Here is an 18197-nt window from a genome sequence, read left to right as displayed (position 1 = left end):
TGTTTTGGTCGCGCGGGCGGGATCGCTACGGATGCATCAACCGGACGACAAGCGCAGGCGGGAGGATCCCGTGGACACGCTGCCACAGGCCTGGCAGCGCGCGTTGGGCGCCCCGGCGCGACCGGCGGTGTCCGAAGGCGTCGTCCTCGGTTTCTTCCTCGAGGGCGTGAACGACGACCACGAACCGGCCGCCCGCCTCGACGTCGCGCCGGTCCTGCTCACGGTCGGGTCCGACGGTCGCTATTCGCGACCGCTCCCGCTGGACAGCCGGCACCTGCCCGAGGCCGCGATCACGGTCGTGGAGAAGCGCCTGGCCTCCACCGTGCTCGGCCTGCCGCAGACCCTTCGCAAGAGTCGCAGCTACGCCCGTTTCAGCGGGGAGCTGGGCGACCAGTTGCTCGCCGAGGTGCTTGACGGCGCGCCGTGCTTCTTCGGCGGCGTGGCGGGCCTGCAGCTCTCGCGTGGCAGGCCGCAGTCCCTGCGCTGGCGCTGGAGCCTCGAAAAGGACGGCAGCCAGAAGCTGCTGCCCGATGTCCCGGCCAGCCAGCGCCTGTTCCGGGTGGGTTCGCTGTGGTTCCTCGATGCGGAGCACGCCGAGGTCGGCCTGCTGGAGAGCGATCCGGAAGAAAGCGGCTGGCTCGACCTGCCGCCGCTCCCGCCCGAGCACACCGCCGCGTTCCGTGCCGGCCTGGAGGCCACGCGCATGGGCCCGCGCGTGCCCGAGCCCCAGGTCTTTGGCGAGATGCGCCGTGCCGAGGTGTCGCCGCGCCCGGTGCTGGTGCTGCACGCGCTCACACGGCATGCGCGGCTCGCCGCAGGCACACCGCCGCTCGCCTACGGACGGCTGGCCTTCGACTACGCAGGCGAGCGGCTGCCCGGTCGCGGTGGCGAACCCCTGGTTCGCCGTGTGCGCAACGGATCGCTGCTCGAGATCGCCCGCCGTCGCGCCGAAGAGCTGGCGACCATGGAGGGCCTGGAAGCCGCCGGGCTCAATCCCGCGGTGGACACCGAAGGGCTGCCCTGGGACATGGCCGACACGCTTCCCGACGATGCCTGGCTGTTTCCCGGAAAGGGTTACGCCGGCGCGCTCGAGGTGAACACCCCGGCACGCTGGCTTGCCCTCCGGCCGCGGCTGGAAGCCGACGGCTTCCTGCTCGAATACGCGCCGAGCTTCCCCTTCGAGGTATTGGAAGGACCGGTGCGCTGGTACGGCAAGGCCAACGAGGACGACGCGGACCGCGCCTTCGACCTGGAGATCGGCATCGAGGTCGAGGGAAAGCGCGTGAACCTGCTTCCCGCCGTCGCGCAAGCCCTTGCCGAGCATCAGTTGAGCCTCAGTCCCATGCCGGGCGAGGCCGAGGACTCGGTGTGGTACGCACCGGTCGACGAGCGCCGTCGCGTGCCGGTTCGCCTGAAGGAACTGCGCGGACTGCTCGCACCCCTCGCGGAATACCTGGAAAAGCCGCGCCAGCAATTGCACTTGCCGCGCGTGCAGGCCGGCCGCCTCGAGGAACTGGCGCAGGCGCTGCCCAGCGGCGGCTCCTTCGAGGCGCCTGAGCGCCTCCGCGGCTTCACCCGCCGCTTGCGCGAGGCCGCCGAGCGCGCAAGCGACGCCGTGCCGGAAGGCCTGCGCGCCGAGCTGCGCGGCTACCAGCGCGACGGCTTGCGCTGGATGAACGCGCTCGCCGAAGCCGGCACCGGTGGTGTGCTCGCCGACGACATGGGCCTCGGCAAGACGCTGCAACTGATCACCCATCTGCTCGCGCTGAAGGAAAGCGGCAACCTCGAGTCGCCCGCGCTGGTGGTCGTGCCGACCAGCCTCGTCCCGAACTGGATTTCCGAAGTCGCTCGCTTCGCCCCCGAGTTGACGCTGCTCGCGCTGCACGGGCCGCAGCGCGCGGAAACCTTCGCGCGCATTCCCGGACACGACGTCATCCTCACCACGTACGCGCTGCTGCCGCGCGACGTGGACACGCTGAAGAAACAGGCATTCTCGCTCGTGGTGCTCGACGAGGCGCAGCAGGTGAAGAACCCGCGCACGCAGGCACGCCGCGCGCTGCTCGCACTGAAGGCGCCGCGTTGCCTGTGCCTCACCGGTACGCCGCTGGAAAACCACCTGGGCGAACTGTGGTCGCAGGTCGACCTCGCGGTGCCCGGTCTGCTCGGCGACGAGGGCGCGTTCCGCCGCCATTACCGCCTGCCGATCGAGAAGCACCAGGACCTCGAATGCCAGGAGCGGCTCAATCGCCGCATCGCGCCGTTCATCCTCCGCCGCACGAAAGCGCAGGTCGCGTCCGAACTGCCGGCGAAGACGGAGATCACCCGCCGCGTCGTGATGGAGTCGAAGCAGCGCGACCTCTACGAGAGCCTGCGTCTTTCCCTCGCGGAGGAACTGCGCGAGGTCATCGCGCAGCGCGGCATCGCGCACAGCGGCATCGTCGTCCTCGATGCCCTTCTCAAGCTGCGCCAGGTCTGCTGCGATCCGCGCCTGGTGAAGCTCGAGGCGGCGCGGGGCGTGCGCGAATCGGCGAAGTTCGAACTACTCATGGACATGCTTCCCGCGTTGCTCGCGGAAGGCCGCCGCGTGCTGCTCTTCAGCCAGTTCACCGAGATGCTGAAACTCATCGCCGTGGAACTCGACCGTCGCCGGATCAGCTATGTCACGCTCACCGGTGAAACGCGCGATCGCGCGGAACCCGTGCAGCGTTTCCAGGACGGCGAGGTGCCGCTGTTCCTGCTTTCGCTCAAGGCGGGCGGTGTCGGTCTCAACCTCACCAGCGCGGACACCGTCATCCATTACGACCCGTGGTGGAATCCCGCCGCCGAAGCGCAGGCGAGCGATCGAGCGCACCGCATCGGCCAGGACAAACCGGTGTTCGTCTACCGCCTGATCACCGCGGGCACGGTAGAAGAGCGCATCGAGGAACTGAAGGCCCGCAAGGCGGAACTCGCCGATGCCGTCCTCGAAGGCGGCGGCAGCCGCGAACGCCTGAGCTTCGACGAAAGCGACCTCGACGCGTTGCTGGCGCCTTCGGCGTGACGCTCAGCAGACAGTGCCGTAAGGGTTTGTCTCGCAGGTTGTAACCCATGGCTCACGATCGTACCCTATGGACTAGGTTGTACGAGATTGAACCGAATGAAAGAAAAGCTCACCCGTTGGCATCCTGTCGACCATCTCCGGTCCGAGGAAGATCAGGTCGCGTACTTCAACGCCTGCATCGACGACGACCCCGGCGATGGATGCCTGATTCGTGCCGCGCTGGGCGATATCGCGCGAGCACGTGGCATGACCTCGGTGGCGAAAGCCACGGGTATGTCCCGCGAAGGCCTCTACCGGGCTCTGGCGACGGGCGGTAATCCGGAATTCGCGACCATCATGCGCGTGGTGAATGCGTTGGGTTTCCACCTGCACGCGGTGTGACCGCAGCCGCGCCGCAAGCTCCAGCGTTTGCCCTATGCGCGCGCGAGCTGCGCGCCTGCCGCGCGGCATGACTCGGCATGCCGACCGCAGCGCTGCGATCGATGTCACTTCCGATATTTCGTAATGGCAGGGCTCTGCTTCTGACTATTCTCGGTGACTCGATCTGCCCTCGGCAGTCGCCGGAATGTGCGGTCACTCACAGTTCTTCAGATGCGTGCAAGCGCGTCGCGCGATTCTCAAGACGTAGACCCCGGTGATCGCGACCATTCGCGCCGGTCAACTACGTCTGCAGGTTGATCGCGCACAAGGCGATGATGCTCTTCGTAGCGCCATGGACAGACTCATTGGATGGGGTAACGGATGGAACAAGATCGGTCGAGGCGGGCACGCGGCACATGGAAGCACGCTGTAGCGTGGATGACATTGGCGTTGCCGCCAACAGTCTTTGCGCAGGATATCGCTTGCACCAGCCCTGGCGCGGTGAAATACGAGACGGGATTGGGGGCGGAGATTGACGATATCGTCCATATTCCTTCGCGATTTCGTTCAGAGACCCGTGAAGCACAGAGGAATGAATGGACCTTTGAGTACGGTAATGCGGCATACGCGAATCGCGCCACGAAGCAGATCACGATTCGCCAAGGAGCCTCGGCGTTAAATATGGCTTCGCAGCTGTCTCACGAGGTGGGGCATGCGAATTACAACTACAGAGAAGATCTCAGTTCTCGAGATGCCTACATCCGAAAGGCCTGCGTCGATGAAGGGTTCGGGCTCCTGGAGAACATCATCGCCCATCGAGCATTGAAGAAATGTTCTGGCATGGATATGGGTCTGATTACCGCAGAACCGGACTTTTTTCTGGCCAAGTACGAGGAATTAGCGCAGCGGCCGCCGGTTTACGCGAATGAGATCGGGTACATGTTCTGCGAACGCAACAGAGTGCCGACCGGGGAGACCTACATCGACTACTACGGAAACTGGTATGACGCTAACTATGGTCTTGCCGTTGAATCAAGTGGCGTGGAAGTTGATGCCGAGTTGTGGGACCGCGTCGAGGATATGGCGGAGCGGGCGCGATTGGGAGCATCGAAGCTTCGCGAGGTGTGGCCCGCCGAGGCAGGGAGTGGAGTGCGTTCGCTGTCGAAGCAGATCACGGTCGCGCATTCGGAAATCAGGCAGAGGTCCGATGGCAGCGTCGGCCTTGCATACATGAATGTGGCTGGACGATGCATTTCGCGAAGCGAGGTTCTGCAGCGTTACCCCGAGCTTTACTTAACCCAGGCGCCGCGACCGCACGATCCACCGGGGACGACGAGGACCGTATGGTCGGCACTTGGCGAGTGGGGTGAAGTGATGTTTGCCTTCACGGGTAAGACGCCCAACTGTCTCGAAGCCATATCGTTCAATCCCTGGCCGCAGCCGCTCGTGGATTGAAAGGGGCCTGTGTGGAGACGATGCCCGGCATGAGTCGGGCATCTTCACGGCGATACGCAGGCCGGCTTAGCGGCGCAGCGGCGTGCCGCCGGCTTCCACGATCGCCAGCGCGGTGCCGCCGATGAGGCCCGGTTCCGGGTTCATGATGGCCTGCGTGGGCACGGTTTCCATCGTGTCGCGGAAACGGCCCTTGGCTTCGAAGCGCTCGCGGAAGTGGCCCTTCTGGATCCACGGCAGGAGGATCGGGGTCATGCCGCCGGTGAGGTATACGCCGTCCCACGCGCCGAGCGTGAGCACGAGGTCGCCCGCGACGCTGCCGAAGATGCCCGCGAAGGTTTCCACCGCGCGGCCGCACATCGGGCAGCTTTCGTCCGTGGCGCGACGGGTGATGTCTTCCGGCGTGATCGATTCGTCCGGTTTCCGGCCCGAGATCTCGCAGATGGCGTTATAGAGGTTCACCAGGCCGGAGCCGCTGATGAGGCGTTCGTTCGACACGCGGCCATAGCGCAGGTTGAGCGCCTTGAGGATCTCGATGTCCTCGGCGCTGTGCGCGGCGAAGCCGGCATGGCCACCTTCGGTCTGCAGCACGCTCACCTTGTCGCCGCGGATCAGCAGGCCACCGACGCCGAGGCCGGTGCCCGGGCCGACGACCACGAAAGTCTGTTCTTCCTTGCTGCCGATCTTCGGGATGGCGCAAGGGCCGACCTGCACGAGGTCCGCGTGGCCCTTGGCATCGGGCTTGTCGCCCATCAGCATCACCGCCATCGACTGGGCGGCGAAATCGTTCACGAGGTGCACCCACTCGAGGTCCAGCGCCTTGGCGAGGGTCTTCGCCGAGATGGCCCAGGGGTTGTTGGTGACCTTGACGGTCTCGCCGTTGTCGATACGACCGGCGGCCGCGATGATGGCTCGCTGCGCCGGGTGTCCGGTTTCCTTGAAGTACTGCCTGGCCGCATCGGCCAATGAGGCATAGTCCTTGACGTGGTAGCGCCGGATGCTTTCCTGGATGAGCGGTTGATCTTCATCCGGATGGGCGATGCCGAAGCGCACGTTGGTGCCGCCGAGGTCGGCGAGCAGGGTCGGCGCCGGGGCGCTAACGTTGGCCATGTTGGAGAACCTGTCGTATCACGGAAGCCCGCAAGGGTGCCTTGGGCGGGGGCTGACGTCTAGTGAAGGCTTACTCTGGCCCGCAAGGGCATACAGCTTGACGCACTCCAGGCCGAGACTTTGACGTAAACGATTACGTCGGCAGAATACCTTATTGCCAGGGGCAATGGCAGGCATCGCCTGCCCAGCCCCGGGCCCCACGGGAGAGTACGAGATGGCAGCGGTTCGCCTCGACAAGGTGCGCAAGGTATATCCGAACGGGCATGTGGCCCTGAAGGAGGCGAGCTTCGAGATCGCCGACGGCGAGTTGCTGGTGCTGGTGGGCCCCTCCGGCTGCGGCAAGACGACGCTGCTGCGCATGATCGCCGGCCTGGAGTCGATCACCGGCGGCACCATGACCATCGGCGACCGGGTGGTGAACGACGTGGCGCCGAAGGACCGGGACATCGCCATGGTGTTCCAGAACTACGCGCTCTACCCGCACATGACGGTGCGCGAGAACCTCGGCTTCGGCCTGCGCCTGCGTGGCGTGGATAGGGCCGAGATCGACCGGCGCGTTGCCGCGGCCTCCGACATGCTTGGCCTGAACGAGCGCCTGGAGCATCGGCCCGCCGCGCTCTCGGGCGGCCAGCGCCAGCGCGTGGCACTGGGACGCGCGCTCGTGCGCGATCCCTCGGTGTTCCTCCTCGACGAGCCGCTGTCCAACCTCGACGCGAAGCTGCGCCTCTCCACGCGCGTCGAGATCGCGCGCATCCACCGGCGCCTCGGCGCCACCATGGTGTACGTCACCCACGACCAGATCGAGGCGATGACGCTGGGCCAGCGCATCGTCGTGCTGAACGGCGGTGTCGTGCAGCAGCTGGATACCCCGATGAACCTCTACAACACACCGGCGAACCTGTTCGTGGCCGGCTTCCTGGGCAGTCCCGCGATGAACCTCTTCCGCGGCACGCTGCGCCGCGCGGACGGTCTTCGTCTCGAAATGAAGGACGGCGCGATCGCACTGGGTGCGGACGCGCCGGGCTTGGCGGCGTACCTGGATAAACCCGTCGTCGTGGGCATCCGCCCGGAAGACCTGCTGACGGTGGACGACCACGCCGGGCTGGCCGAGCGTCTGCGCGCGCATGTCGAGGTGGTCGAGCCGGTGGGCAACGAGGTCTTCCTCAACATGCGTCGCGGCGACGCGGAGTGGGTGGCCCGCGTGCCGCCGCATTCGACGATCCAGCCGGATTCCGAGGTGGCCCTGGGCTTCCGGCCGGAACGCCTGCACTTCTTCGATCCGGAAAACACGGCGCGCATCGACGCCTGAGCGGAGCCGGTCAGGCGTCGTCGGCGGGCACGGCCAGGTAGACGTCGTACCACACGTGCGGCTGCTTCCTCGCCTCGTCCATCCACCATGCGACATGTGGACGGGAGAGCAGTGCCTTCGTCCATGCGAGGGTGAGCGGCCAGCGGCCGAAGTCCGGCGCGTGGCTGGTCAGACGCACGACGGTGGGTACGAGGGCCAGGTCGGGCAGCGAAAGTTCGCCGAAGAGATAAGGGCCGCCGCTGCGGGCAAGACACCCCTCCAGGAAGGCGAACAGGCGGTCGCATTCGGCCCGTTCGCGCCGGGTCAGCGCGCGCTTGTCGGGATAGAACGCGCTTTCGAACGAGATCAGTCCGCAGATGCCGGACAGTCCGCTGTGCTGCCACGCCAGGACCGAACGCGCGCGGGCGCGGTCCAGCGGCGCGGCGGGCAGCAGACGTCCTCCGGCCAGCTCGTTCGCGTATTCCATGATGGCGAGGGAGTCGAAGATCGTTTCGCCGTCGACGACGAGCACCGGCACGGCGGCGGGTGGGGAAAAGCCGCCGATCCGCGCCAGGTTGGCGAAACGCTGCGGCGGGCGGATGTCCACCACCTCTTCCTCGAAGGCGACGCCAGCCTCCTTCAATGCCAGCCAGGCCCGCATGGCCCAGCTCGATGCGTTGCGCGTGCCCGAATAAAGTTTCGTTGCCATCGACCTCGTTCCACCCTCTCCGACGCGAAGGCATAGTCTGCTATAGGACGGCCTGCGACGCCTTGTCCCCCGACGAGCGGGTCGCGAGGGGTAAAATGGGCGGATCGCCCACGAACAGGCCCGTCCCATGACCTTTCCTGCCGTACGGATGCGCCGCATGCGCCGCGACGCCTTCTCCCGCGCGCTGATGCGCCAGACCGTGCTCACCGTGTCCGATCTCATCATGGTGGCCTTCGTGGTCGACGGCGAAAGCGTGCGGCAGCCGGTGCCCTCGATGCCGGGCGTGGAGCGTCTCTCGATCGACGAGCTGGTGAAGCTGGCGGCGGAATGCGTCGCGCTGGGCATTCCCGCGCTGGCGCTGTTTCCCTCGGTGGACGGATCGGTGAAGACCGAGGATGCCCGCGAGGCGTGGAATCCGGACGGCCTCTTCCAGCGCGCCACCCGCGAACTGAAACGCCGCTTCCCGGAACTGGGCCTCATCGGCGACGTGGCGCTGGACCCGTACACCACGCACGGCCAGGACGGCCTGATCGACGCCGACGGTTACGTGATGAACGATCCGACGGTCGAGGCGCTGATCAAGATGTCGCTCGCCCAGGCCGAGGCGGGCATGGATTTCGTCGCCCCTTCCGACATGATGGACGGCCGCATCGGTGCCATCCGTGAGGCGCTCGAGGACGCCGGCTACATCCACACCCGCATCCTGGCCTATTCCGCGAAGTATGCCTCGAGCTTCTATGGGCCGTTCCGCGACGCCGTGGGGTCGGCGGCGAACCTGGGCAAGGGCAACAAGCACACCTACCAGATGGACGTGGGCAACAGCGACGAAGCCCTGCGCGAGGTGGAGCTGGACCTCGCCGAAGGTGCCGACGCGGTGATGGTGAAGCCGGGCCTGCCGTACCTCGACATCCTGCGCCGGGTAAAGGACGCCTTCGGCGCGCCGACGTTCGTTTACCAGGTGAGCGGCGAGTACGCGATGATCAAGGCGGCCGCGCAGAATGGGTGGGTGGACGAGAAGGCCGTGGTGATGGAGTCGTTGCTGTCCATGAAGCGCGCGGGGGCGGACGCGATCCTGACCTACTTCGCCATGGATGTGGCCCGCTGGCTGAAGGGCTGATGCTGCTGTAGGAGTCGCTATAGCGGCGAGAAAACCCGCGTCACGGCCTCATCGCTCCGTTGGCTTCTCGCCGCTATAGCGGCTCCTACAGTTTTCGCCAAAACCCGCGCGCTTTCGCATGACATAATCCCGGCCGACACTTAGGGAGTCGGGATGGACGGGCATCATTTCCTTGAGACGGCGGTCGTCTTCCTGCTGGCGACGGTCATCGCCGTGCCGCTCACCAAGCGCTTCCGTCTCGGGGCCGTCCTCGGTTACCTGCTTGCCGGCGTGGTCATCGGTCCATCGGTGCTTGGCCTGGTCAACGACACCGAGGGCGTCGCCACCATCTCCGATTTCGGCGTGGTGCTGATGCTCTTCGTCATCGGCCTGGAATTGTCGCCGTCGCGCCTGTGGGTGATGCGCCGCGCGGTGTTCGGCAGCGGCACGCTGCAGGTCCTCACCTGCGCTTTGGCGATCGGCGCGATCGGCTATTTCCTCTTCGGCCTGACCTGGAAATCCGCGGTGATCGTCGGCGGCAGCCTTGCGCTCTCGTCCACGGCGTTCGGTCTCCAGATCCTCGCCGAGCGGAAGGAAGCCGGCACCGTCTATGGCCGCCAGGCCTTCGCCATCCTGCTGTTCCAGGACCTCGCGGCGATCCCGCTGATCGCCGCCGTGCCGCTGCTGGGCGGGGCCATCGCGCGCGACGCCCACTCGCCGGACCTCATGAGCGTCGTCCGCGTCGTCGGGACGATCCTCGCCGTGATCGTCGGCGGCCGGCTGCTGCTGCGCCACGTGTTCCGCTTCGTCGCGCGGGCCAAGAGCACGGAGGTGTTCACGGCCACGGCCCTGCTGGTCGTGATGGGCACCGCGTGGCTGATGGAACTCGCGGGCATCTCGACGACCCTTGGCGCCTTCCTCGCCGGCCTCCTGCTGGCGGATTCGGAATACCGCCACGAACTCGAATCGAACATCGAGCCGTTCAAGGGGCTGTTGCTGGGCCTGTTCTTCATCAGCGTGGGCATGTCGGTGGACCTCGCCATGCTGATCGACAAGCCGCTGCTGGTGCTGGGCATGGTGGGGCTGCTCCTGGCCGTGAAGGCGGTGCTCATCCTGCCCCTGGGCCGGCTCGTCGGGGCACTCACCCTGGCCGATTCGGTGCGGCTCGCCGCCGTGCTCGCCTGCGGCGGCGAATTCGCTTTCGTCATCCTCAACCTGGCCCAGCAGAATCGTCTCGTGACCGAGACCCAGCGCGGCCTCATGGTGATGGCCATCTCGCTGTCGATGGCATTGACGCCGCTGCTCGTGCTGGTGGCCTCGCGGCTCATGACCGAACGCGTGCGCAAGCCCGACAGGGAATTCGACAACATCGAAACGGATACGCCGCGCGTGATCATCGCGGGCTTCGGGCGGATGGGGCAGATCGTCGCCCGTATCCTGCGCGCGCAGGGCATCCAGTTCGTCGCGCTGGAAAGCTCGGTCGAACAGGTGGACACGTCGCGCCGCTTCGGTGGCACCTCGCTGTTCTTCGGCGATCCCGGCAGGCCGGAAATGCTGCGCGCCGCGCAGGCCGACAAGGCCGAGGTCTTCGTCATCGCCACGGACGATCCGGAAGCGAACCTGCGCACCGCGCGTCTCGTACGCCGCCAGTATCCGCACCTCCGGATCGTCGCCCGCGCGCGCAATCGCCAGCACGCGTTCCGCCTGATGGATATCGGTGTCGAGGATCCGGTGCGCGAGACCTTCTACTCGAGCCTGGAAATGACCCGCAACGTGCTGGAATCCCTCGGCATGAGCCCGGACGTGGCGGAGAGCCGGCTGGAGCGTTTCCGGAGGCACGACGACCAGGTGCTCCGTGCGCAGTACCTCGTCTACGACGACGAGACCGCACTGGTGCAGACGACCAAGGAGGCCCTGCACGACCTGCAGCAGCTCTTCGAGGCGGATGCCGTCGAAGAGCGCGAACGGGAAGAGGAAAAGTAGTCAGTCCGGCTGCGCGGGCTGGCGCAGTGTTTGCCTCACGCTGGGAATCGCGCCGACCCGCGCGCCCAGTTCGTGTGCGACATCGACATAACCGAGGTGCCGGGCCACGTCGCCGGCGGTACGTCCGAATGCATCCGCCGCGTTGCGGTTCGCCCCGCGCTGCAACAGCACGCGAGCCGGCGGCAGCAGCGCGTGCATCGCGCACGCATGCAGCACGCTGACGCCGCGATGGTCGGCATGCTCCAGCTTCGCTCCCGCATCCAGCAGCACCGGCACCAGCGCGCCGAGGTGCGTGGCGTCCGCATCGGCGCCGGGACGCATATGCGCGCCGAGGAGGATGAGCAGCGGCGTGACGCCGTCCTTGTCCGGCTTGTTCACGTCGGCGCCCTTGCCGATCACCGCATCGAACAGGCGCCGGGCACGCAGGCTGTCGCTGCTGCCGAAGCAGTACTGCGCGGCGGCATGGAGGGCGGTGTGTCCATGGGCGTCTTCGGCGGTCACGTCGGCGCCGGCCGCCAGCAGCAGGTCGGCGATGTCGGGATAACCCAGCGTCGCGGCGATCATCAGGGCCGTGGCCTCGCCCGGCAGGCGCTGGTCGACGGCGACGCCGCGTTCGATCAACAGCGCGACCATGCTCTCGCGCCGGGCGTTTACCGCCGCGGCGAGCGGCGTCACGCCTGAGGCCGCGGTGGCCGTCGCGTCGGCGCCGGCGGCCATCAGTCGCTCTGCGACGTCGCGGTGACCCGCACCCGCGGCACGGAGCAGGGCCGTGGCACCCTGACGGTCGCGCGTGTCCACGTCGAAGCCCAGTTCGAGCAGGCGATCGACGGCCTGCAGGTCGCCTGCGGCGGCGGCCGCGGGAAGATCGTCGGGCCGCAGCGCGCGCCGCGGCAGCGGCCACGCGGACCAGCTCAGCCAGCGTTCGACGCCACCGTGGCCGATGGCCAGGCCATAAGGCGTCTCGCCGTTGATGTCGGCCGCCTCGGGGTCGGCACCGTGCGCGACCAGCAGGCGGACCAGGGGAAGGCTGTCGTCGCCCGTCTCGAGGGCGGCGTGCAGCGGCGTGCGGCCGCCGGCATCGCGCACGTTCGGATCCATGCCTCGCGCGAGCAGCGCGCCGAGCAGGCCGACTCGGCCGGTGGCGGCGGCCATGTGCACGGGCGTACGGCCGCGGGCGTCGGCCCCGAAGGGGTCCGCGCCAGCCTCGAGCATGGCGAGGGTCAGCCGCTCGTCGGCGCCCTCCAGTCGGCAGATGGCATGCCCGAGCAAGCCGGCGCCAGCCGGGCTCGCGCCGGCGCGCATGAGCTGGAGCAGCGCGTCGGCGGACTGCGGCAACTGCGGCAGCAATGCATCGAACAGGCGTCGGCCGAGCGCGCCTTCCTCATCCGCGTGCACGGCAAGTCGCGCTTCCGCGGAGAGGCCGTGATCGAGCAGCCAGGCGCGTGCCGCGTCGAATCCGGTGCCGGCCAGGTCCACGTACAGTGCGGCGAGCTCGTGCGCCGGCCACTCGCGGACCTTCGCGGCGAACGTGGAAGCGACCGCCCAGTGGCCGAAGCGAAGGGCGTCGTAAAGGTGCATCGGCGAATCCGCGCCGGCTTCCGGCACGACCGATTCGCTCAGGGACGTGGGCAGCGGCGTTTCCGGATCGAGCAGGGCGACGAAGTCCCAGCGACCGGCAGCCGCGGCATGGTCGAGCGCGCTGCGGCCGTCGACCGCGGGTTCCTTCGGTTGCGCGCCGAGCGTGAGCAGCGCGCGCACCGTTGCCGCCTGGGCGCGAGGCGACTGGCAGGCGAGCGTCAGTGCGTCGCGCCCGTGCCCGTCGCGCGGCGACGCGTCGGCGTCGGCGTCGGCGAGCATCTGCACGATGCCGTGCGCGCCCGCGCGCGCGGCCTCCATGAGCGGCGTGGTGCCATGCCGATCGGCGAGGTTCGGATTCGCATGGGCCTGCAACAGGATGCGGGCGATCTGTTCGTGACCCTCGGCGGCCGCGGCGAGCAGGGCGGTGCGGCCATCGGCGTCGGTGGCGTTCACCGGTGCCTTGTAACGGAGCAGCGCTTTCACACCCTCGCCGTCGTCGTCGGGAATGCCTGCCGCGGCCACCAGCGCGGGTTCGGTGCCCACGGGCGCGGGCTTCGCGCCGTGATCGAGCAGGAAGCGGGCGAGCGTCCAGTTCGCCGTGCGGCAGGCGATCACCAGGGGCGTCTCGCCCGCGTGGTTCACGGCATCCACCGGCGCGCCGGCGTCCAGCAGCATGGCGGCGACCGTCGGCTCCGCGCTGAGCACGGCACCGTGCAACGGCGTATTTCCCTCGGCGTCGGTGCCGGCGGCGTTCGCGCCGTTGGTGAGCAGGGTGAGCACGGCTTCCGGACGTCCGTGCCAGCTGTCGCGGCAGGCCGCGAGCAGCGCGGTCATGCCGTTGTGGACGCGGTTCACCTGGGCGCCCTTGCCGATCAGCGCGCGCAGCAGGCGCGTATCGGGCGAGAGCGCGGCGAGCGTGAGCACCGGCCGCTGGTCGCGTTCGCCCGGCTCCGCGCCGGTGTCCGGATCGGCGCCGGCTTCGACGAGCGCCACGGCGCGGGCGATGTCGCCTTCGCGCGCCGCGGCGAGCAGGGAACGTTCACGCACGCCGGGCTGGCTTTCCTCGCTGCCGAGCACCGGAATCGGTGAGCGGACCGGCTCGGCCGGCGCGTCGTTGCGCGGTTCCGCGCGTGCGGTGCGAATGTGGCCGCGGCGGTCGCACAGCAGGGCGCGCAGGGTGCGGTTGGCGATGACCATGCAGCCAAGCGGCAGCAGTACCAGCGCATAGATGCCCAGCGCCGCGATGCGCATCTCCGGCGGGAACACGCCATAGAGTCCCGACAGCGCCACGGCGCAGAAAGCGAGGACGAGCAGGCTCAGCGAGGCGGGCAGGAAGTGCGAGAAAAAGCGCTCTTCCGCGGACAGGTGCCGGCCGAAGGTGATCGAGCGGGCCATGGCGGTGAAGATCCAGGAACCGTCGCCGCTCTGTTCGGGATAGGCGTCGTCCCAGACGAAGACGAGCCCGAAGGCCGGCCAGACCCGCCACAGCGCGGCCAGCGCCACGACCAGCGTCGCCGCCAGCAGCAGTGCGGCACCGAGGCTGGGGGCCTGGGTAAGCTTGAGCAGCGGCCAGGCGACCAGGACGAAGACGAGGAAGGTGTAGCCCGTGAACATCACGACGTGTGCGGCACCGCGACGGAGCACCGTGCGCAGGTAGCTGGTTTCCGGGTCGAAGCCGATCGCATGGCATACCGCGCTCATCGCCAGGGCATTGGCCAGCAACAGGGGGATGAGGGCCAGGGGCGAGGCGGTCAGGCCTGCACAGGCGACGGCTGCGAGAGCGGGGAGGAACCAGGGCAGCGCCTTGATCAGCGGCGGTCGACGACGTTTGGAATTGGCCATGCGCGCGAGTATACGGAGCCGTACGCGCGCACGCGGTAACGTGGCGTTAACTCGCGTTGCACGTCTCCGATATGCGCGTATTCGGCCGGATCACATGCGGACGAGGGTTTCGTCCGGATCGATCTCCCTGTTGTGGTTCGGCTGGTTGCACACGCTCAGCGTCTCGTTGGGCGGCGTCTGCATGTGCCAGCCCTGGGCGGCGAGATGGCCCAGCACACGCTCGATATCCTCGTGCGGCAGCTTGCGCTGCGGGGTCAGTTCCACCTCCAGCACGAAGCGCAGGTCGCCCAGCAGGAGGGCGAGCGGCTCGGGAAGAAGGTCGAAACCCTCGCGGCGGACGAGCCAGACGTAGGTGTCCGGCTTGCGCTGACTGGCGTAGACGAAGCAGTGCATGACGGCAGGTCTCGCGGTCGGGGGCGGGTAGCCAACGGTAGCAAATGGAGGGCGCCCGCGGGGTGACGTACACGTGACCCGTTTCACCTTTGTTGCAGCGGGACTTGCAAAACGGACGTCAACTCGTCCAGCATGCACAGCCAGAATGTTAAACGCGCGTATGAAATCGGGTAAGTTTCCGCTTTTGCACGCGTGCTTACCTTCGCCCTCGAGCAGAACAATAAGCAGGAGCCGACCCCGCATGCAGAAGCTGAATCTCCCTATTCGTCCGCTGGCCATCGCCGCCCTTTCGTTGGCCGTCGCCGGTGCCCTGGTGGCTCCCCAGGCTGCCCAGGCCAGCGCCTTCCAGTTGAAGGAAAACAGCGCCAAGGCCCTCGGCCGTGCGTTCGCGGGCTCGACCGCGGCGGGCGACGACGCCTCGGTGATCGTCAACAACCCGGCCGCGATGTCGATGCTCAAGGGCAACGTGTTCCAGGCCGACGTGACCGGCATCAACTTCAGCACCAAGTTCCACGGCACGGCCACCGACGCCCAGGGCCGCCCCATCAGCGGCGGTAACGGCGGCGACGCGGGCACCACCATGCCGGTCCCGGCGCTGTATTTCGCCTCGCAGGTTGGCGACCGCTGGCACATCGGTCTTGGCCTCACCGCGCCGTTCGGCTTCAAGACCGAATACGACTCCGACTGGAAGGGCCGCTACAACGGCGTCAAGTCCGACTTCAAGTCGTTCGACGCGACCCTGTCGGCCTCGTTCGACGTGACGGACGATTTCGCCGTGGGCGTCAGTGCCATCGCGCAGAAGACGAGCGCGGAGCTGACCAGCGCCATCAACTACAACACCGTCGGCCTGGGCCTGATCCAGCGCGCCGCCATGGCCGGCCAGTTGCCGCCGCAGGTCGCCGGCCAGCTGGCCGCGCAGTACGCCGCCGTGGTACCGCCTGGCAGCGACGGCTACGCCAAGATCAAGGGCGACGACTGGGCCTATGGCTGGCAGGTCGGCGGTCTGTGGAAGCTGACCGCCAACGATCGCTTCGCGCTGAGCTATCGCAGCAAGATCAAGCACAACCTCGAGGGCACCGGTAACTTTACGATGCCGTCGAACGTGACGGCCGTGCTCTCCAATCCCGCCGTGGGCGGTCTGCTCGGCAGCGGCCAGCCGCCGTTCACCCACACCGACGGCCGCGCAGGGTTCACCACGCCGTCCATCGCCACCGCCAGCTTCTGGCACCAGGACGAGAAGTTCGGCCTCGGTATCGACCTGTCGTGGACCAAGTGGGATGTCTTCAAGGATCTCACCGTCAAGTACTCGAACCCGAACCAGCCGACCACCAGCGAAGACTACAGCTGGCGCAACACCTGGTTCGCGTCGGTCGGTGGTGAGTATTACCTCAGCGACAAGCTGACCCTGCGTGGCGGTGTGGCCATCGATACCACCCCGACCCACGCCAGCACCCGTTCGCCGCGCGTGCCGGATTCGACCCGCAAGTGGCTGGCCTTCGGTATCGGCTACAAGGCGACCGACCGCTTCGAGATCAACGCCGGCTATGCGCACATCTTCGTCAATGAAGCGCACATCGACGGCGTGAGCAGCTCGACCGGCGACCGCCTGGTCGGCTCGAACGACGACAAGGGCAACCTGCTGAGCGTGTCGGCCAAGTACTCGTTCTGATCGTTCCCTCGATCGGCTGATACAAAAAAACCTCCCCGGCAACGGGGAGGTTTTTTTTCATCCTTTGTAGGAGCCGCTACAGCGGCGAGAAGCCTACGAAGCCATGAAGCCGTATCGCAGCCGCCCCTCGCCGCTATAGCGGCTCCTACAAAAAGCGGTTCGGTCAGTAGGCGTATTCGCGGAACAGCGGATCCACGCTGCCGTTCCATTTTCCATGGAACAACTCCAGCTTCACGTCCGCCTGCGTCTTGCCCGAGATCGCGATCTCCATCAGCGGCTCGAGGTAGATCGACTCGTCCACGCCGCGATTGCCCTGACGGTTGCGCCGCTTCAGGCCCGCTTCCGCGATCTTCAGCGCCTCGAGTGAGAGGTCGCGCACCTTGTGATTCCGGAAGCCCAGGTCCAGCGCTTCCTTCGGTACGCCGTCGCGCAGCGCGTGGCGCTCGGTCTTGCTGAAGTCCTTCACCAGGTCCCACGCCGCGTCGAGTGCAACATCGTCGTAAAGCAAGCCTACCCAGAATGCCGGCAGCGCGCACAGCGAATTCCAGGTGCTCGTGTCGGCGCCGCGCATTTCCAGGTACTGCTTCAGGCGCACTTCCGGGAACGCAGTGGTGAGGTGGTCGGCCCAGTCCGTCATGGTGGGCTTCATGCCCGGCAACGCAGACAGTTCGCCACGCATGAACGCCTTGAAGTCCTGCCCCGAGAGGTCGACGTACTTCCCATCGCGATAGCTGAAGTACATCGGCACATCGAGGATGTAGTCGACGTAGCGCTCATAGCCGAAGCCATCCTCGAAGACAAAATCGAGCATGCCGGTGCGATCTTTGTCGGTATCCGTCCACACATGGGAGCGATACGACTTGTAGCCGTTAGGCTTGCCCTCGGTGAACGGCGAATTGGCGAACAACGCGGTGGCGATCGGCTGCAACGCGAGGCCGACGCGGAACTTCTTCACCATGTCGGCCTCGCTCGAATAATCGAGGTTGACCTGCACGGTGCAGGTGCGCGTCATCATGTCCAGGCCGAGCGAGCCGACCTTGGGCATGTACTCGCGCATGATCTTGTAGCGGCCCTTGGGCATCCACGGCATCTGGTCGCGGCGCCACTTCGGCTGGAAACCCATGCCGAGGAAGCCGATGCCCAGTTCCTCGGCGACCGACCGCACCTCCCTGAGGTGGTCGGTGACCTCGTCGCAGGTCTCGTGGATCGTTTCCAGCGGAGCGCCGGAAAGTTCGAGCTGACCCGCCGGCTCGAGGGTGATGTTCGCCTTGCCCTTGGTCAGGGCGACGGGCGTGTCGCCTTCGCGCGCGATGTCCCAGCCGTAGCGCGCCGCGAGTCCTTCGAGGATGGCCCGGATGCCGGGTCGGTCGCCGTCGAAGGGTGGCGGCGTGAGGTCGTCGGTATAGAACCCGAACTTCTCGTGCTCCGTGCCGATGCGCCAGGCCTCACGCGGCTTCTCGCCCTTGGCGAGGTAGGCGACCAGGTCGTGGCGGTCGCCGATGGGCGTGCTTTTCGCGGCGCTGGGGATGGACACGGACTTTCCTTGACGTTGGGGCTTTCGGCCGGTAGCCGGACCACATGGGGACGGGTTTCCGCAAGCAAAAGGTGCCTGCGCGCGGAGCGTAGCATCGCGCGCGGGCGCCGTGTCCAAAGTGTCCCGCCGCGCTGGGCGGGTTC

The 18197-nt window shown here is 67.2% G+C and carries 12 protein-coding genes; 7 read left to right on the top strand and 5 right to left on the bottom strand.

Annotated features, from left to right (window positions below; genetic code table 11):
• Positions 1 to 31: 31 nt before the first annotated feature.
• The 3 genes from HBF32_RS12135 to HBF32_RS12125 all read left to right on the top strand — a co-directional run bounded on the left by HBF32_RS12135 (position 32) and on the right by HBF32_RS12125 (position 4855).
• Entirely contained in the window at positions 32 to 3040 is a 3009-nt protein-coding gene (locus HBF32_RS12135) for a DEAD/DEAH box helicase (RefSeq protein WP_166699867.1), read from the top strand.
• 96 nt (positions 3041 to 3136) lie between these two features.
• Positions 3137 to 3421, top strand: coding sequence for an addiction module antidote protein (locus HBF32_RS12130; RefSeq protein WP_166699866.1), 285 nt, complete (start codon positions 3137 to 3139; stop codon positions 3419 to 3421).
• 417 nt (positions 3422 to 3838) lie between these two features.
• Entirely contained in the window at positions 3839 to 4855 is a 1017-nt protein-coding gene (locus HBF32_RS12125) for a hypothetical protein (RefSeq protein ID WP_166699865.1), read from the top strand.
• Between the two features lie 66 nt (positions 4856 to 4921).
• Here HBF32_RS12125 and glk read toward each other — a convergent pair whose 3' ends face one another.
• Positions 4922 to 5962: a glucokinase gene (glk, locus tag HBF32_RS12120; protein ID WP_166699864.1), complete on the bottom strand. Its 1041-nt coding sequence runs from the start codon at positions 5960 to 5962 to the stop codon at positions 4922 to 4924.
• A 214-nt stretch (positions 5963 to 6176) separates the two neighbouring features.
• Here glk and HBF32_RS12115 point away from each other — a divergent pair, with 214 nt between their 5' ends.
• The gene (locus tag HBF32_RS12115; protein ID WP_166699863.1) at positions 6177 to 7271 is read left to right on the top strand and encodes an ABC transporter ATP-binding protein; all 1095 of its coding nucleotides are present in this window, start codon (positions 6177 to 6179) and stop codon (positions 7269 to 7271) included.
• Positions 7272 to 7281: 10 nt separating this feature from the next.
• Here the strand turns inward: HBF32_RS12115 and HBF32_RS12110 are convergent, their stop codons facing one another.
• Positions 7282 to 7959, bottom strand: coding sequence for a glutathione S-transferase family protein (locus HBF32_RS12110; protein WP_166699862.1), 678 nt, complete (start codon positions 7957 to 7959; stop codon positions 7282 to 7284).
• 127 nt (positions 7960 to 8086) lie between these two features.
• Between HBF32_RS12110 and hemB the strand changes: the two genes are divergently transcribed.
• Both hemB and HBF32_RS12100 read left to right on the top strand, forming a co-directional pair.
• Positions 8087 to 9076 carry a porphobilinogen synthase gene (gene hemB, locus HBF32_RS12105; protein ID WP_166699861.1) on the top strand — a complete coding sequence of 330 codons (990 nt, stop codon included), beginning with the start codon at positions 8087 to 8089 and terminating at the stop codon, positions 9074 to 9076.
• Positions 9077 to 9229: 153 nt separating this feature from the next.
• Positions 9230 to 11038, top strand: coding sequence for a monovalent cation:proton antiporter-2 (CPA2) family protein (locus HBF32_RS12100; protein WP_166699860.1), 1809 nt, complete (start codon positions 9230 to 9232; stop codon positions 11036 to 11038).
• Here the strand turns inward: HBF32_RS12100 and HBF32_RS12095 are convergent, their stop codons facing one another.
• Both HBF32_RS12095 and HBF32_RS12090 read right to left on the bottom strand, forming a co-directional pair.
• Positions 11039 to 14458 (bottom strand): ankyrin repeat domain-containing protein, encoded by a 3420-nt coding sequence (locus HBF32_RS12095; RefSeq protein ID WP_166699859.1) that lies wholly within the window; start codon positions 14456 to 14458, stop codon positions 11039 to 11041. It abuts the gene before it with no gap.
• Positions 14459 to 14548: 90 nt separating this feature from the next.
• Complete coding sequence (locus HBF32_RS12090) at positions 14549 to 14851, bottom strand: YcgL domain-containing protein (RefSeq protein WP_166699858.1); 303 nt, start codon at positions 14849 to 14851, stop codon at positions 14549 to 14551.
• Between the two features lie 241 nt (positions 14852 to 15092).
• Here HBF32_RS12090 and HBF32_RS12085 point away from each other — a divergent pair, with 241 nt between their 5' ends.
• On the top strand, positions 15093 to 16520 hold the full coding sequence (locus tag HBF32_RS12085; RefSeq protein WP_166699857.1) for an OmpP1/FadL family transporter: 1428 nt from the start codon (positions 15093 to 15095) through the stop codon (positions 16518 to 16520).
• 163 nt (positions 16521 to 16683) lie between these two features.
• Here the strand turns inward: HBF32_RS12085 and HBF32_RS12080 are convergent, their stop codons facing one another.
• Positions 16684 to 18054: a glutamate--cysteine ligase gene (locus HBF32_RS12080; protein ID WP_166699856.1), complete on the bottom strand. Its 1371-nt coding sequence runs from the start codon at positions 18052 to 18054 to the stop codon at positions 16684 to 16686.
• Positions 18055 to 18197: the final 143 nt, after the last annotated feature.

This window comes from Luteibacter yeojuensis (assembly GCF_011742875.1).
GTDB lineage: Bacteria > Pseudomonadota > Gammaproteobacteria > Xanthomonadales > Rhodanobacteraceae > Luteibacter > Luteibacter yeojuensis.
The sequence above is the reverse complement of the archived record's forward strand: the minus strand, read 5'-3'. Positions and strand labels throughout refer to the sequence as shown.

Excerpts from the sequence above, each read along its gene's own strand:
- HBF32_RS12085 (WP_166699857.1), top strand. The coding sequence starts at position 15,093 with ATGCAGAAGCTGAATCTCCCTATTCGTCCGCTGGCCATCGCCGCCCTT.
- hemB (WP_166699861.1), top strand. The coding sequence starts at position 8,087 with ATGACCTTTCCTGCCGTACGGATGCGCCGCATGCGCCGCGACGCCTTC.
- glk (WP_166699864.1), bottom strand. The coding sequence starts at position 5,962 with ATGGCCAACGTTAGCGCCCCGGCGCCGACCCTGCTCGCCGACCTCGGC.
- HBF32_RS12135 (WP_166699867.1), top strand. The coding sequence starts at position 32 with ATGCATCAACCGGACGACAAGCGCAGGCGGGAGGATCCCGTGGACACG.
- HBF32_RS12130 (WP_166699866.1), top strand. The coding sequence starts at position 3,137 with ATGAAAGAAAAGCTCACCCGTTGGCATCCTGTCGACCATCTCCGGTCC.
- HBF32_RS12090 (WP_166699858.1), bottom strand. The coding sequence starts at position 14,851 with ATGCACTGCTTCGTCTACGCCAGTCAGCGCAAGCCGGACACCTACGTC.
- HBF32_RS12110 (WP_166699862.1), bottom strand. The coding sequence starts at position 7,959 with ATGGCAACGAAACTTTATTCGGGCACGCGCAACGCATCGAGCTGGGCC.
- HBF32_RS12100 (WP_166699860.1), top strand. The coding sequence starts at position 9,230 with ATGGACGGGCATCATTTCCTTGAGACGGCGGTCGTCTTCCTGCTGGCG.
- HBF32_RS12125 (WP_166699865.1), top strand. The coding sequence starts at position 3,839 with ATGACATTGGCGTTGCCGCCAACAGTCTTTGCGCAGGATATCGCTTGC.
- HBF32_RS12115 (WP_166699863.1), top strand. The coding sequence starts at position 6,177 with ATGGCAGCGGTTCGCCTCGACAAGGTGCGCAAGGTATATCCGAACGGG.
- HBF32_RS12095 (WP_166699859.1), bottom strand. The coding sequence starts at position 14,458 with ATGGCCAATTCCAAACGTCGTCGACCGCCGCTGATCAAGGCGCTGCCC.